The 13,416-nt window shown below is 70.1% G+C and carries 8 protein-coding genes; 1 reads left to right on the forward strand and 7 read right to left on the reverse strand.

The features are described 5' to 3' along the window. The first annotated feature begins 28 nt into the window (after positions 1 to 28). On the forward strand, positions 29 to 2,071 hold the full coding sequence (locus GTY58_RS13475; RefSeq protein ID WP_037652051.1) for a glycoside hydrolase family 31 protein: 2,043 nt from the start codon (positions 29 to 31) through the stop codon (positions 2,069 to 2,071). Positions 2,072 to 2,126: 55 nt separating this feature from the next. Here GTY58_RS13475 and GTY58_RS13480 read toward each other — a convergent pair whose 3' ends face one another. From GTY58_RS13480 to GTY58_RS13510, 7 genes are all read right to left on the reverse strand, one after another. Further along, on the reverse strand, positions 2,127 to 2,840 hold the full coding sequence (locus GTY58_RS13480) for a hypothetical protein (RefSeq protein WP_010984007.1): 714 nt from the start codon (positions 2,838 to 2,840) through the stop codon (positions 2,127 to 2,129). 35 nt (positions 2,841 to 2,875) lie between these two features. Further along, positions 2,876 to 5,074, reverse strand: a complete 2,199-nt coding sequence (locus GTY58_RS13485) for a glycoside hydrolase N-terminal domain-containing protein (RefSeq protein ID WP_010984008.1) — start codon at positions 5,072 to 5,074, stop codon at positions 2,876 to 2,878. Then, positions 5,071 to 7,050, reverse strand: coding sequence for a beta-galactosidase (locus GTY58_RS13490; protein ID WP_010984009.1), 1,980 nt, complete (start codon positions 7,048 to 7,050; stop codon positions 5,071 to 5,073). Before GTY58_RS13490 ends, GTY58_RS13485 begins: the two co-directional genes overlap by 4 nt. Continuing rightward, positions 7,050 to 9,269 carry a sialidase family protein gene (locus GTY58_RS13495; protein ID WP_010984010.1) on the reverse strand — a complete coding sequence of 740 codons (2,220 nt, stop codon included), beginning with the start codon at positions 9,267 to 9,269 and terminating at the stop codon, positions 7,050 to 7,052. The genes GTY58_RS13490 and GTY58_RS13495 overlap by 1 nt, the downstream gene beginning before the upstream one ends. Positions 9,270 to 9,439: 170 nt before the next feature. Further along, positions 9,440 to 10,375: a carbohydrate ABC transporter permease gene (locus tag GTY58_RS13500; protein WP_010984011.1), complete on the reverse strand. Its 936-nt coding sequence runs from the start codon at positions 10,373 to 10,375 to the stop codon at positions 9,440 to 9,442. Beyond that, positions 10,372 to 11,457 (reverse strand): ABC transporter permease subunit, encoded by a 1,086-nt coding sequence (locus tag GTY58_RS13505; protein WP_010984012.1) that lies wholly within the window; start codon positions 11,455 to 11,457, stop codon positions 10,372 to 10,374. The genes GTY58_RS13500 and GTY58_RS13505 overlap by 4 nt, the downstream gene beginning before the upstream one ends. A 4-nt stretch (positions 11,458 to 11,461) precedes the next feature. Further along, entirely contained in the window at positions 11,462 to 13,144 is a 1,683-nt protein-coding gene (locus GTY58_RS13510; RefSeq protein WP_010984013.1) for an extracellular solute-binding protein, read from the reverse strand. Positions 13,145 to 13,416: the final 272 nt, after the last annotated feature.

Below are 13,416 nucleotides of genomic sequence, written 5' to 3' on the forward strand. Positions count from 1 at the left end.
TGTCTGCACTCGTTCAGGAGCACTCCACGTGAATCAGCCTGCCGAAAACCAGCCCCAGGTCAGCCTTGCCCAGTCCTCCCCGACCGTCGGCACGTTCCGCGAGCGGGACGGCGCGCTGGAGTGGAGCGGCCGCACGGAGACCGTGCGCGTCGAGCCCTGGGGCCCGGACGCGGTCCGGGTCCGCACCCGGCTCGGCGGCCCGGTCCTGGAGGGGCTGCCGGGCGCCCTCCTCGACGAGCGGCCGTCGACGCCGTACACCCTCAAGATCGAGGACGGGCGGGGGACGCTGACCGTCGGCGCGCTGACCGTCGAGGTCGACGCCGAGGGCCTGCTCCGCTTCGTGCGCACGGACGACGGTGGAGAACTCCTCGCCGAGGAGCGGGCCCACTTCTGGTGGCCGGGCTCGCGGCTGTACACCCCGGCCGGCGGCGGCCGGCACCGCCTGGAACAGCGCTTCGCCGCCTACGAGGGTGAGCGGCTGTACGGCCTGGGCCAGCACCAGCACGGGCTGTTCGACCAGAAGGGCGCGGTGCTCGACCTGGTGCAGCGCAACGCCGAGGTGACCATCCCGGTGCTGACCTCCAGCCGCGGCTACACCTTCCTGTGGAACAGCCCGGCCATCGGCCGCGTGGAGCTGGCGGGCAACGGCACGCGCTGGGTGGCGGACTCGGCCCGGCAGATCGACTACTGGATCACCGCGGGCGACCCGGCCGACGCCCAGCGCCGCTACAGCGCGGTGACCGGCCGTACGCCGATGCTGCCGGAGTGGGCGGCCGGCTTCTGGCAGTGCAAGCTGCGCTACCGCACCCAGGACGAACTCCTCGCGGTGGCGCGGGAGTACAAGCGGCGCGGCCTGCCCCTCGACGTCATTGTCTGCGATTTCTTCCACTGGACCCACCTGGGCGAGTGGAAGTTCGACCTCGATCAGTGGCCGGACCCGGCGGCGATGGTGGCGGAGCTGGCGGAACTCGGCGTCGAACTGGTGGTGAGCGTCTGGCCGTCGGTCTCGCCACTGAGCGAGAACCACCAGCTCATGGAGCAGCGCGGCTACTTCATCGGCACCGAGTACGGCCCCATGGCCCATGCCGACTGGCCCGACAAGGGAGTCGCGTCGACGGTCCAGGTGGCCTTCTACGACGCCACGAACCCCGAAGCGCGCGAGTTCGTGTGGTCGAAGGTGCGGGACAACTACCTGAAGCCGTACGGCATCAGGTCGTTCTGGCTGGACGCCTGCGAGCCGGAGCTGAAGCCGGGCTTCCAGGAGAACCTGCGCTACTACGCGGGGCCCGGTCCGGAGACGGGCAACCTGTATCCGCGCGAGAACTCCCGCACCTTCTACGAGGGCATGCTCGCCGCCGGCGAGACCGAGGTCGTCACCCTCAACCGCTCGGCGTGGGCGGGCAGTCAGCGCTACGGCGCCGCCCTGTGGTCCGGCGACATCGGCACCGACTTCGCGACTCTGCGCCGCCAGATCGCGGCCGGTCTCAACACGGCCCTGTCCGGCATCCCCTGGTGGAACACGGACATCGGCGGCTTCCACGGCGGTGACCCGGACGATCCGGCGTACCGCGAGGTCATGGTGCGCTGGTTCCAGTTCGGCGCGCTGTCCCCGCTGATGCGCCTGCACGGCTTCCGCGACCCGGGCACGCCGCTCGGACCCGGGATGACCGGCGGCCCCAACGAGGTGTGGTCGTACGGCGAGGAGGCCGGCGCGATCCTGGAGAAGTACCTGCGGCTGCGCGAGCGGCTGAAGCCGTACGTCCTCGACGTCATGCGCGCCGCGCACGAGGAGGGCCTGCCCGTGATGCGGCCGCTGTTCCTGGAGTTCCCCGAGGACCGGGCCGCCTGGTCGGTGGACGACGCCTATCTCTTCGGACCCGATCTCCTGGTCGCGCCGGTCCTCACGGCGGGCGCGACGTCCCGGACCGCGTACCTCCCGGCGGGCGCGTGGTGGACGGACGCGTGGACGGGTCAGGAGTACGAGGGCGGCACGGCCGTGACCGTCGACGCTCCGCTGGACCGCATCCCGCTGTTCCTGCGGGACGGGGCGCGGCTGCCGGTGGCGGAGTGACGCGTGTGGCCGGTCCCACGGGGGGACCGGCCACTCCTTCATGCTCTCCGGGGGATCAGCTGCTGCTGACGCTCAGACTGTTGGTGGTGAAGTCCAGGCCGCCCGACGAGGACGTGATCTCGAAGCCGAACTGCACGTCACCGATGGTCACATTGCCGAACCAGCCCTTGGTGTCCTTGATCCACTTCAGGATCGGGAGGACGTTCACGGTGCCGGAGGACGAGTCCGAGGTGCGCAGGAACGAGAAGACGTCGTTCGAGCCGTTGTTGCCCTTGTAGACGGTCCAGGTGTGACCGCCCAGCGTCAGGTTGCCCTGGGAGGTGCCGAGCGCGCCGACGGCTCCGTTGTAGTTCACCCAGAGCATGACCTCGTACTTGTAGGCCGTGTCCCAGATGTCGTACGACGTGTTGTACGCGCCGGAGGACGGGACCGTGACGTTGTAGCTGCTGCTGAGCGATCCGAGTGAGGTGATCGACTTGTTGATCACCTTCTTGGCGTTCGGGTAGGACTTGATGCCGCCAGTGTTCGGGTGGTTGGCGTTGACGCCCCAGTTGGTGCCGGAGTTGGCCCAGATGCACTGGCTGCCCGCGCCGGAGCCCCAGATGTTGTTGTAGAGCGTGTAGCCGTTCAGGGTCGTGTTGCCCCACTGGTCGCAGGAGCTCCAGACCGCTGCCTGGGCGGGGGCGGAGGCGAGGCCGATGGTCGCGCCGAGCGCGAGCGCGGGGGCGATCAGGGCTTTGGTGACCTTGCTGAGCGTGCGTGGTGCCATGGTGTCCCTTCCATGGGTGGGGGGAGTGCCTGGTGCTACTGCGGCCCCAGGGTGAGGACGCAGTCCTCTCCGGCGACGAGATCGAGGGGTCGTGCGCCGGAGGAAGTCCTGAGGTCGACGCGCAGGGTGCGCGTCGGGCGGATGACGGCCGTGCGCTCCCCGGGGCCCCAGGTCAGGTCGACCTCGGCGCCGAAGCGGGTGCGGACGCCGCGCAATCGGCCCGTCGGATACGCGGTCGGCAGGGCGGGAAAGAGGACGAGCCGCCCGGGCGTGGACTGGATCAGCGCCTCGATGATCACGGCGGGCAGCGTGTGGGCGGCGTCCGCGTTGTAGACGTGGCGGTTCGGGTAGTGCCCGCTCATCAGGGAGACATGGAAGAAGTCCCCGGCCAGTACGTTGCCGAGGGCGCCCGCCACCCGGTCGGCGTCGCGCAGCCGGGCCGCGATCAGGGCGTGGTGGAGGTGGCCGTGCGCGGAGTCGTTCTCGGCGCCGCGCAGTTCGAGGGCGCGATGGGCGGCGGCGGCGAGTTCGGGGGTGTCGTACGGGTTGATCTCGTCGAGGGGCCAGACCCCGTAGAGGTGGCTCAGGTGCCGGTGGTCGTAGGTGTCGTCGAGACCGGGCCAGGCCCACTCGGCGAGGGCGCCGTCGGCGTTGACGCGGTGCGGGGGCAGCCGGTCGGCGAGCGCGCGCAGGCGCTCGGCGTCGGGTCCCGGGTGGTAGTGGGCCGCCGTGAGGAGGGCGTGCCGCGCCGCCGAGAGGTCCATGGCGGCGTTGAGGGTGATCCAGCTCGCGTTCGCGGGACGGTTCTCCGGGGAGTACGACGGCACGACGACGAGATGACCGTTCTTGTCGGTCCGGGTGAGGAAGTCCTCGTAGAAGTACGCCACTTCGGCGAGCGCGACCGCCAGCCGCGGGTCGCGCGCCCCGCTCGTCTCGTCATGGTCCACGAGGGGCTTCAGGAGCCAGTCGGCGCCCGCGGTCCACACATGCAGGGGGTACTCGCGGCTGAGGTGGTAGATGTGCCCGGACTCACCGTCGGTGTGCGCGGGGGCGACGACGCCACGGGTACCGAAGATCGCCCGGGCGTTGTCGCGCCAGTGCGGCAACTGGCCGTGCACCAGGGCGGCATGAGCCTCGGAGACCTCCGGGAGGGCGGCTGCGGCGGCCGACGCCGTCTGCAGATTGACATTGGCGTCGGTGGTGAAGGCCCCCGCCCACGCGGTGTCCCAGTCCCCGGTCCACAGGCCGGTCAGCCGTGGGGGAAGCATCCCGGCGGAGGACAGGAGGTGGTAGCGGCCGGCCGCGAAGAGGCGTTCGAGGAGGGCGGGGCTCTTCGGGCGGCGGACCAACTCCGAACCAGGGAGGGCGCGTTCGGTGGGGTCGGCGCCGAGGTCCAGACCCGCGCGGAGGTAGGCGGTGCGGTGGAGGGCGGTGTGGCGGGCCAGGAGGTGGGGGTACGCGTCCTCCTCGTCACCGGGCAGCAGGGCGCGCAGTTCCCTGGCCTCGGCCAGGACGTCCAGCTCCCCGGTGTGCCGCCGTACGCGGGTGAGCAGGAGCAGCGAGGCCGCCCCCTCGACCCGCAGACCGGGCAGCGCCGTCCGGGTCCGGCCGCCGCTCACCACGGCGAGCGTCACGCCCGTGTACGCCAGGTCGCCGCCGGGGTAGCGGGCCCGCAGGGTGAGGAGGGCGCCCTCGGAGGTGAGGACGGCGCCGTGCCCCACCGCCAGGTCCCTCGGCGCGCCCGGCAGCCGGTGGTCCAGCGTCACGTCGAGGGTGAGGCCGGGTCCGGTCACGCGCTGGACCACGACGTCGTCGGCGCGGGAGACGAAGACCTCGCTGCGGCCGCCGCCGTCGGCGCCGACGACTCCGGTGGTGAAGTCGACATGGCGCCGGTACGAGCGCCGCTCGGGGGCCGGGCGGCGCAGCCGTATCCGGAACGCCGGGTGGAAGGGCCGCACCCACAGCAGCGGCCGACCGTCGGTGAAGTCCTCGCCGGCCGTGGTGTCGCCCGCCAGCAAGCGGTCCTGGAGGCCGGGGAGCCGGTCCGCCAGCGCGGGCGGGCCGGCGTCCGCGCTGCCGTTGGGGCGGATCAGGGTGTGATGATTGACGATGACACGGTCATCGTTCGGATCACCGAACACCATGACGCCATGGCGGCCGTTGCCACTCAGGAAGGCGTCCTCCCAGCGGGTGGCGGGGGCGGCCTCCCAGGTGCCGTGCACGGGCTCGCTCATGGCGCCGCCTCCAGTACCGCCGCGCCGTACCGCCCCAGCTCCACGGCATCGACGACGTCCTCGCCGGTCAGCAGGTCGCGGTGGCGTCCGGGTACCGGCACGGTCACCGTGTCCCGCCCGTGGTGGAGCAGGAACAGTAGCTCGCCCCGGCGTACCGCCTCCACGCCCGCCGGGAGGTGGTCGAGCGCCGGCCGTACGCCCGCGTCCTCGGCGATCCCGGCGAGCAGCGGCCACAGCGCCGCCGGCTCGGGAAGGGTGGACAGGTACCAGGCGCGGCCCTTGCGCAGTACGGCCGGAAGACCGTCCAGCTCGCCCCCCTTGTAGGGGATGACGGCGTAGGCCTCGTCCGCGGCCTCGATCTCCTCGGACCACAGAGTGCCGCGGAAGCCCTCTACGCCGACCTTCTCGTCGGCGTCGAGCGGCCACCATTCGTGCAGGGTGCGGATGCCGAAGAGCTTCCGCAACCGCTCGTCCATGCCGCCCTGGCGCACCCGGTCGTCCTGGTCGGCGACGCCGGTCAGGAAGCCGGAGACCACGGTGCCGCCACCCCGTACGTATGCGACGAGGTTGTCGATCGCCGTGTCCGTCAGGAGATACAGCTGCGGGAGGACGACCAGCTTGTACGCGGACAGGTCGTGCTCGGGGTGGGCGAAGGAGGCGGTGACGTTCGCTTCCCACAGGGCGCGGTGCCAGGCGCGTACGACCGCGGGGTAGTCGACCTCGCCGGACAGCCGACCGTCCTGCCCGCTCGCCCACCAGGCGTTCCAGTCGAGCAGTACGGCGACATCGGCACCCGTGACCCGAGTGTCCGCCACCTTCTCGCTCAGCAGGGCGAGTTCCGCCCCGATGCGCTTGACCTCCTGGAAGGTGCGGCCCCGCTCCCCCGCGTGGCTGACCATTCCGGAGTGGAACTTCTCGGCGCCCTGCCGGGACTGTCGCCACTGGAAGTAGCAGACGGCGTCGGCGCCGCGGGCCACGGCCTGGAGCGACCAGAGACGGTTGAGGCCGGGCGGCTTGGGGTGGTTGACCCCGCGCCAGTTGACCGGGCCCGCCGCCTGCTCCATGACCATCCAGGGGCCGCCGCGGGCCTGCGAGCGGGTCATGTCGTGGATGAGCGCACCGTACTGACCGCCCAGCGGATCGCGCGGGTCCGGATAGCTGTCGACCGAGACGACGTCCTCCCGGCCGGCCCACGCCCAGGCGTCCTGGCCCTGCCAGAACGGCATGAAGTTGCTGGTCACGGGGATGTTCGGGGTGTGCCGGGCGACGATGTCACGTTCGGCGACGAAGCACTCCATGAGTGCGTCGGAGGTGAAGCGCTTGAAGTCGAGCACCTGGGTGGGGTTGTTCATGTAGTGGGCGTGGCGCGGCGGGAGGATGCCTTCCCAGTCGTCGTAGCCCTGGCTCCAGAAGGCCGTGCCCCAGGCCGTGTTGAGTGCGTCGAGCGTGCCGTACCTGCCCTGGAGCCAGCGGCGGAAGGCGGTGGCCGCCTCGTCGCCCCAGTCGTAGGTGCAGTACTCGTTGTTGATGTGCCACATCGTGAGGGCGGGATGGCCGCCGTAGCGGGCGGCGAGGTCCTCGGTGATGGCGGCGGCGTAGCGCCGGTAGACGGCACTGGAGTGGGCGAAGTGCTGGCGGCCGCCCCACCACTCGATGCGGCCGTCCTCGTCGCGGGGCAGGGTCTCGGGGTGCAGGCGCCCCATCCAGGGCGGGGGCGAGGCGGTGGGGGTGGCCAGGACGACGCCGATGCCGTTCTCGTGCATCAGGTCCATGAGCCGGTCGAGCCAGCCGAACTCCCTCGCCCCCGGGGTGGGTTCGAGCTCGGCCCAGGAGAAGACGCCGACGGTGACGGAGTTGACGCCGGCCTCCTTCATGAGGCGTACGTCCTCCTGCCAGACCTCCTCGGGCCACTGCTCGGGGTTGTAGTCGCCACCGAACAGGATGCGGCCCCGGGTGGCATCCGTGAGCCCGGGCATCAGACCGGCTCCCCGTACTGGATGCCGCGCCCGTTGGTGGCGAGGTAGACCCGGCCGTGGATGCGCGGGTCACCGACGACGGCCTCGCCGATCCACCCCCACTGGTGGGCGTCGTCGTTGATCCGGACCCATGTCCTGGCGGCGTCGTCGGAGCGGTAGACGGCGGTGATGGTCTCCGTCGAGCCGACCTGGTAGATCGCCGGGTAGTCGGCGCCGTCGGCCGCCTTGCCGAAGCCGAGGGTGTACGAGGCCCAGCAGCTGTCGATCCTGGCGAAGGTGTCCCCGCCGTCGGTGGACCGGTAGAGCCCGTTCCATTTGGCGGAGAGCCACAGGTCGCCGCTTCGTCCCGGCGCCGCGACCAGCTTGAACTGGCTGTCGCCGGAGGGCAGTCCGCCCGCACGGGCCGTGAACGAACGGCCACTGTCAGTGCTGGCGTATAGCGTTCCATTGTCGAAGTCGTAGGCGTAGAAGCGCGTCGGATCGGCCGGGTCGGCGACCGGTGTGGCGCCCTTCGGGAAGGAGGAGACCTCGGACCAGCTCGCGCCGTTGTCCGTCGAGCGGTGGGCCGCGTACGTCGTGCCGTCCCAGTGCACGAAGGACCACAGCAGTGTGCCGCCGTCGGCACTGGTGGCGATCGGTCCCGGTGCGTCCTTGGCGATGTCGGGCTGGGCCTCGAAGGGCGCCCAGGTCCGCCCGCCGTCGTGGGAGTACGCGCCGTTGCCGTGGTCGCCCCAGCCCGTGCGGACGACATACGCCGGCCTGGCCGCGGCCTGCGCGAGTCCCGTCGCCGACCCGAACACGGGGTTCGTCGCCATGCCGCGCGACGGAGACGCCGTGAGCCGCTCGTGGTACATCACACCGATGTCCCCGAGTCCGCTGATCAGGTGTGCCTCCCCGACCGGGGGCGAGATCAGTTGGCGCACGGCGCTCTCCTCCAGGCCGCGGATCCGCGGTGCCCAGCGCTTGAGGTCGCGGGTGCCGTAGAGGGTCGCGCCGGTCCCGTACACGACGTGCTGGGAGTCGTACGGGTCGACCGCGAGCGCCTGGATCCACCAGCCGAACTTCGGCTTGTCGTCGCCCCAGTCGAGGAAGGGAGTCTCGGACACGTCGAACACGGCGGCGTCCTTGAGGGACGTCCAGGTACGGCCGCCGTCCGTGGACCGGAAGACCGTGTCGCCGTCGGCCCAGCGGTTGTTGGTGGAGACGACGAGGGTGCCGGGGCGGCGGGCGTCGACGGCGACCCCGCCGTAGGCGAAGGTGTCCGCCGAGCCGTCGCTCGTCGTCCCGCCCGGCTTCACCGGGGTGACCTCGGTCCACGTCCCCGTGGCGGTACGCAGCTTGTGCACGCTGCCGTCGGACTGGCCGCCCGGGCCGGGTGCGTCGCCGTACGTCACGTACAGCTCGCGGGTGTGCGTGTCGTACGCGGCGCGGAGCGGGACCTTGGCGGAGGTGCCGGAGGGCCGGCCGGGGACGGCCCCCCAGGTCGTGCCGTCGGCCGTGCGGTACAGGTTCGCCGTGCCCGAGGTGCCGTCGCCGTCACCCCAGCCGGCGTAGACGGTGCGCCCGGCGGCGACGAGGAACACGACTCCCTGCCCGGAGGAGTTCGCCTTCGCCGGGAAGGCGGTCGCGGCTGCCCAAGTGGCGCCCCGGTCGGTCGACTTGAGCAGCCCGTCGTGCCGCGTGCCCAGCCAGAGGGTGTCGCTGTCGCGCGGGTCGACGAGGAGTCGCTCACCGGCGCCGCGGCCGTCCTCGTTGCCGCCGAGCTTCACGGTCAGGTCGGTGCGGGTCCAGGTGGCGCCGCGGTCCTCGGAGCGCAGGACCGCGCCGTTGCCCGCCCACGACTGGGCGTAGGTGCCCACGGCGAGGTAGAGCCGGTCCGGGTGCGTGGGGTCGACGGCCATCGCCTCGACGCCGAGGAGGTTCCAGTCGTCCCAGCCGAGGTGGTCGATGAGCGGGGTCCAGCGGGCGCCGCGGTCGTCCCAGCGGTAGGCGCCGCCGATGTCGGTCCGGGCGTAGGCGAGACCGCGTACGGAGGGGTGGAAGAGCACGCCGGTGACGAAGCCGGTGCCCCCGATGACGGCGTTGCGCCAGCGGTACGACGGGCCGGCGGTGGTTTCGGCGGCGTGCGCCTGGGACCCCACGGCGGGGACGGCCGTGAGCGCGGCGGCCGCGGCGGTCCCGGCGAGGACGGTTCGTCTGCTCGGGCGGGGCGTGCGCATGACATACCTCGTTCTGGGAGAGGGGAGTTCTGGAGAGGCGGGGGGAGCGCCCCTTCTCTCAGGGGCTCGAGGCTGTGACATCGTGCGGCTCCGCCGCGTGGGCGCGACCAGCCACCCACTGCCCGCGGTGAACGGACGCCCCGCGGCTCCCCGGCACTTCCAACCGGGCGTCAGCCCTTCACCGCGCCGGTCAGCATGCCCTTCTTGAAGTGCCGCTGGACGAAGGGCGAGAGAACGGCGACCGGCAGCAGGGCCAGCACCATGACGGCCATCTGGACGGCGAGTGCGGACACCTGGCCCGTCTTGATGGCCTGGCCCATGCCGACCGGTGGCTCCTGCTTCTGGACGAGCTGGATCATGACGTTCTGCAGCGGCATCATGTCCTGGTCGCTCAGGTAGATCGACGCGTTGAACCAGGCGCTCCAGTAGCCGACGGCGTAGAAGAGCGTGATCACGGCGATGACCGCGCGGGACAGCGGCATCACGATCTGCCAGAGGATCCGCCAGTCCCCCGCGCCGTCGATCCGCGCGCTGTCGACGAGCTCCTGCGAGATACCCATGAAGAACCCGCGCAGCACCAGGATGTTGAAGACACTGATGGCGCTCGGCAGGATGAGCGCGAGATACGTGTCCGTCAGGCCCAACGACTGCACCAGCAGATACGTGGGGATGAGGCCTGCGCCGAAGAACATCGTGGCGAGCAGGGTCATCAGGAACCAGCGGTGCCCGACCGACCCGATGCGGGACAGCCCGTACGCCGCTAGGACGGACACCGTCATCGAGAACAGCGTGCCGACGAGGGTGACGCCCAGGCTGACGAGGGTGGCGCAGGTGACCTGACCGCCGCTCAGCAGCTCCTGGTAGGCAATGAAGCTGATGCCCTTGGGGATGACCACCAGGCCGCCGGCGTCGGAGATGACCTTCTTCGAGGACAGGCTGGTGACGATGACGATCCACAGCGGGAACAGGACGCCGAGGCAGGCACCGGCCAGGGCAATGCCCTTGCCCGCGAGCCCGGCCTTGCCGGGCTCCTCCTCCCAGACGGGCCTCGGCGGGGCGGCCCAGCGGCCGGGGGCCTTCGGCCGTTGTTCGGTCACGGTGCTCACTTCTTGTACACCCCCTGCTCGCCCATGAGATGGGCGACCTTGTTCGCGGCGAGGACAAGGCCGAGGCTGACCACGCCCTTGATCAGGCCCGCCGCCGCCGCGTAACTGAAGTCCTGGTTACGGACGCCGTTCCACCACACGAAGGTGTCGAGGACGTCCGACGCGCCCGGCCCGACCGCGTCGCGTTGCAGCAGGATCTGCTCGAAGCCGACCGTGAGCGCGTCACCGACGCGCAGCACCAGCAGCAGGGCGATCACCGGGCGCAGCGCGGGCAGCGTGACGTGCCACATCCGGCGCCATCGCCCGGCCCCGTCCATCGCCGCGGCCTCGTACAGGTCGGGACTGACGGAAGCCAGCGCGGCGAGGAAGACGATGATGCCCCAGCCCGCGTCTTTCCAGACTCCCTCGGACGTCACCAGGAATTTGAAGATCCCCGGGTCGGTCATGAGGTCGAAGCCCTCATACCCGTGCTGCCGCAGGGTCTGCGCGATGATGCCGGCGCCACCGAAGATCTGCTGGAAGACGGTGATGACCAGCACCCAGGAGAAGAAGTGCGGCAGGTAGAGGATCGCCTGCGACACCGCCCGCACCCGGGGCCTGATCACGCTGTTGATGAGCAGCGCGAGCAGGATCGGGATGGGGAAGAAGAGCAACAGCTGGAGGGAGAACAGGACGAAGGTGTTCTGGACGGCGTTCCAGAACGCCGAGTCATCGAGGATCCGGGTGAACTGCTCGAAGCCCACCCAGGGGCTCTCGAAGATGGCGACGAAGCCGTTGTCGCTGATGTACGGGTCGTACTCCTGGAAGGCGACGACGTTGCCCAGGATCGGTATGTAGTTGAAGACCAGGACCAGCAGGACGGCCGGCAGGGTCATCAGGATCAGCGTGCGGTCCCGCTTGAGACGGGTCCTGAGAGTGCCGCCCTCCGAGGCCTTCTTCAAGGCTTTCTTCGACGCCTTGGAGACAGCGGCGGGCCTGGCGGCCTTGGCGGACCCGCTCCCGCCGTCGGACGGCTCGGCGGTGTCCGTCGCCGAGGACGGATCGGTGCGCGCGGCGGCGCCCGGCGTGGTGCTGTGTGCCACGTCGTCACCCCTGCGCGGATCCGCTGTCGTCCAGCAGCTTCTTGTACCAGTCCCGCAGCTTGTCGCCGCCCTGGCTCTTCCAGTCCGACACCGCCTGCTGCATGTCGCTGATCTTCTTGCGGCCGCGGACGACGTCGTCCTCCAGATCCTCGAAGTCGTTGGAGAGGTTGGTGTAGCGAGCCGGTTCGGTGACCTGGAGTCCGAAGAAGGAGGACTTCTTGGTGAAGGCGCCCATCCGCTGCTGCCACTCCACCTGTTCCTTGGCGATGTCCGGGAAGTCGGGGTGCGCGATGGTCGGGGCGGGGCTGGCGAGCATGACGTAGGCGTTCAGGACCTCCAAGTTGCCCTGGTCGGTCTTGACCGGCATGCCGTCCTTGACGGTGTAGTGCGTGCCCTCCACCCCGTAGTTGGTGAGCATGTACTCCTTGGTGCCGTACGGGGCGGCGGTGACGTTCGCGGCGGCCAGCACATCGTGGATCACGGCCTTCGACGCCTTCTTGTTGATGAAGGCGAAGATGCCCGCGGGCGACCCGCACCACAACTGGGGATCGCCCCCGTCGTGGCCGAAGATGTCCATGCCCGCGATGCGGAAGTCCTTGTTCTGGGTGGCCTGTTCGGCCATCTTGCCCCACCAGTCCGAGATGTTCTGGTTGTACATCAGGACCTGGCCGTCGGTGAAACGCTGGCCCGCGTTGCCCTGGTTCTTCGCCTTGGCATCGGGGTGGACGACACCCGCGGCGTACAGCTTGCGCGTCCACTCCAGCGCTTCGAGGTACTCGTCGGTCTCGACGCGGTAGATCAGTTTGCCGTCGACGAGGTTCCAGCCGAGCGGCTTCTCGCTTCCGGAGAGCACACCGAAGATGCCGAAGGCCGTCCACTTCATGTCGTCGCAGGCCCACACCTTCGCCTTGGCGTCGGTGATCTCCTTGGCGAGGGCCAGGAACGCGTCGGCGGTGGTGGGGAGTTCGTACCCCTTGTCGTCGAAGACGTCCTTGCGGTAGAAGGGCACGATGCCCGGGACGGTGGGCGCGGGCTGGGGCAGGCCGCGCAGCTTGCCGCCGAAGATGGAGTACTGCCAGGCGTCGCTCGGGATGGCGGCGAGGTTCGGGTAGTCCTTGATCTTGTCGCCGGAGAGGTACGGGCCGAGGTCGGCCATCTTGCTGATGATGGCGCTGGGTATCTTGCCGCCCATGTTCCAACTGGGGATCACCACGACGTCCGGCATGTCGCTGGAGGCGAGGACCGCGCCCAGCTTCTCGTCGTACGTGTTGCCGTCCTGGTTCTGCCAGACGATGTTGGCGCCGATCTTCGCGTTCATCGCCGAGTAGTAGGGGTTGCTGCTCTTCGGCGGCGAGCCCCAGAACGGTGACATGATCTTGATGGTGCTGCCCTTGCCGAGCTTCCGAGGCACTGAGGTCTTCAGGTCTGCGAGCGAAAGCTCGCTGGTGAAGCCGAGGGCGGAGCCGTTCTTCGACGCGATGTCCGGCGTCACCACGTTCTGCGCCACGAAGGCGGGAAGGATCTTCTGCGCACCCTTGCCCGAGGTCGTGCCCTCCTTGGAGCCGCTGTCCGACCCGCCGCAGGCGGCGAGCAGCGGCATCCCTCCGGCGACCGCCGCGGCGGCGACCGCCGTGGAAGCGAGGAAGCTTCTCCGGCTGGGGGCGGAGGTGGCGGAGTTCGGCGTCATTGCGTCAACCCTTCATGGCGCACCAGGACACCCGGCGGAAGAGCCGTCGGCTGCGGTGTCTTGAGTGGAACTGCTGGCTGAGCGGAAGCGGTGGACATCGGAGGGATGTGAGCACGCGAGGCGTTCTCCCCGAGTCGAAGCGCTTCGATGTTGCTGCGAGGTTAAGTGAACCGCTGGGGGTGCACAAGGGTCGATTCCAAGATTCCTCCGAGGTGTGGAGGACGGGACCCGCCTCTTCTGTCGCCTCAAATCACCGCCAGGAAACGGAGTTG

Source organism: Streptomyces sp. SID5469 (assembly GCF_009862865.1).
GTDB classification, from domain to species: domain Bacteria; phylum Actinomycetota; class Actinomycetes; order Streptomycetales; family Streptomycetaceae; genus Streptomyces; species Streptomyces avermitilis.

Bases quoted from the DNA above. Each gene is read 5' to 3' on its own strand.
- GTY58_RS13480 (WP_010984007.1), bottom strand. From the start codon at position 2,840: ATGGCACCACGCACGCTCAGCAAGGTCACCAAAGCCCTGATCGCCCCC.
- GTY58_RS13485 (WP_010984008.1), bottom strand. From the start codon at position 5,074: ATGAGCGAGCCCGTGCACGGCACCTGGGAGGCCGCCCCCGCCACCCGC.
- GTY58_RS13490 (WP_010984009.1), bottom strand. From the start codon at position 7,050: ATGCCCGGGCTCACGGATGCCACCCGGGGCCGCATCCTGTTCGGTGGC.
- GTY58_RS13495 (WP_010984010.1), bottom strand. From the start codon at position 9,269: ATGCGCACGCCCCGCCCGAGCAGACGAACCGTCCTCGCCGGGACCGCC.
- GTY58_RS13510 (WP_010984013.1), bottom strand. From the start codon at position 13,144: ATGACGCCGAACTCCGCCACCTCCGCCCCCAGCCGGAGAAGCTTCCTC.